Here is a 1,596-nt window from a genome sequence, read left to right as displayed (position 1 = left end):
AAGTATTGTAACGCAAGACGGGTTAAAACCCGTTGCGTTCGATGTCCATTGATTAAAATCAATGGCTAACCCTCACTCTCTAGCTTTAGGTTTTGACATTAGGCGATCGCAATGCGTCCATTTTTGGTATGACAGACCACTAGGGCGGGTAGGTTAATTATAAATATACTCCCTTTGCCTAACTGACTCTGCACTTGAATATCACCATCGTGGGATTGCGCGATCGCCTTTGCAATGGACAATCCCAAACCCGAGCCTCCACTTTGACGAGAGCGATCTTTCTCCACGCGATAAAAGCGATCGAAAATGCGATCGCAATCTTCAGGAGAAAGGCCAATTCCCGTATCCTCTACTGTAATTAATCCCCGTCGTTCCACCCGCCGCAAGCGCACGATCGCCGTTCCCCCGGAGGGAGTATGCTGAAGGGCATTACTCACCACATTCAGCACCAATCGATAGAGGTGTTCCTCATTTCCCATCACGACCATAGCAGGGGTGTCGGGTTGGTCGAGTTTTAAGTGAATATTTTTGGCGATCGCTAACGCTGCTAATTCCTCGTCAATATCCCCGAGTAAATCTTGCAAGCAACAGGGAATCATGGGTGCGGGGCTTTGGCTATCCAAGTGAGAAAGAAGCAACAGATCGCTAACAAGATGACTCAAACGCTGATTTTGCCGAGTGATGACCTGCAACATCTCGCGAGTGTCAGCATCCGAAATCTTGGGCAGGCGCATTATCGATTCTGCGGTGGCCTGTACGGCGGTTAGGGGGGTTCGTAATTCGTGGGCTGCATCGGCGGTAAACTGCTGAATTTTGCGATAGGATGCTTGTACAGGCTGCATGGCCAATCCTGTCAGCCACCAACTGGCGGTGGCAATTAGCCCCATAGTTACGGGGAAACTGAGCAAGATAATCCAGCGAATTGATCTCAGATAAGCGGCAAAGTCTTTAAAAGAACGACCGACCAGCAGGATTCCCAGAGAGGTGCGATGGTTGGGAACTCTGAGAGGTAGGGCAATCTGGCGGTATTGGTTGCCCTGTTTATCCCAGAGGGTTTGCCAAGAAGATTCGCTGTAGGCGATCGCCAAACCCTCGGGGGTGATGCCTGCGGTGGCGATTAACTCTCCCGTGGGAGTCAGCACCCGAATATAATAGCTACCGCGATAAAGAGAATCCTCTCGATGACCTCGCGATCGCTCAAAAGGGATCGCGCATTGTTTCCCCGCAACACAAAGATTGGGCAGGAGGTTGGGAGAAATGCTCTCGAGGCGTTTGTTAGTACTCAAGGTTTCTTCTAGAGCATCATGTACGGTTTCGGCCACGGATTTGAGTTCGCGATCGGCGGTGACTCGGTGGGCGTGGGCGATCGCTTCATATACCCCCAAACCACTCAATCCCAGCACAATCGCCATCACCCCAGTATACCAAGTGGCAATTTGCACGCGACTGCGGCGAAAGAGCTTATTCGGCTTTGAATCGATATCCCATGCCATAAATAGTTTCAACACCAATAAAGCGCAGGATTCCCCGCTTGTATGTGAAGCATCAAGCGTGGGAGGAATGCGATACAATCTGACCCCCAATGGGGAGGATTGT

At 50.7% G+C, this 1,596-nt stretch carries 1 protein-coding gene; it reads right to left on the bottom strand.

Going from position 1 to position 1,596, the window contains the following annotated elements:
* Positions 1 to 98: 98 nt before the first annotated feature.
* A complete protein-coding gene (gene rppB / locus JUI58_RS01125) occupies positions 99 to 1,493 on the bottom strand; it encodes a two-component system sensor histidine kinase RppB (protein WP_348539807.1) in 1,395 nt (464 codons plus the stop codon).
* Positions 1,494 to 1,596: the final 103 nt, after the last annotated feature.

It is taken from the genome of Spirulina sp. CCY15215 (assembly GCF_016888125.1).
Taxonomy (GTDB): domain Bacteria; phylum Cyanobacteriota; class Cyanobacteriia; order Cyanobacteriales; family Spirulinaceae; genus CCY15215.
The sequence above is the reverse complement of the archived record's forward strand: the minus strand, read 5'-3'. Positions and strand labels throughout refer to the sequence as shown.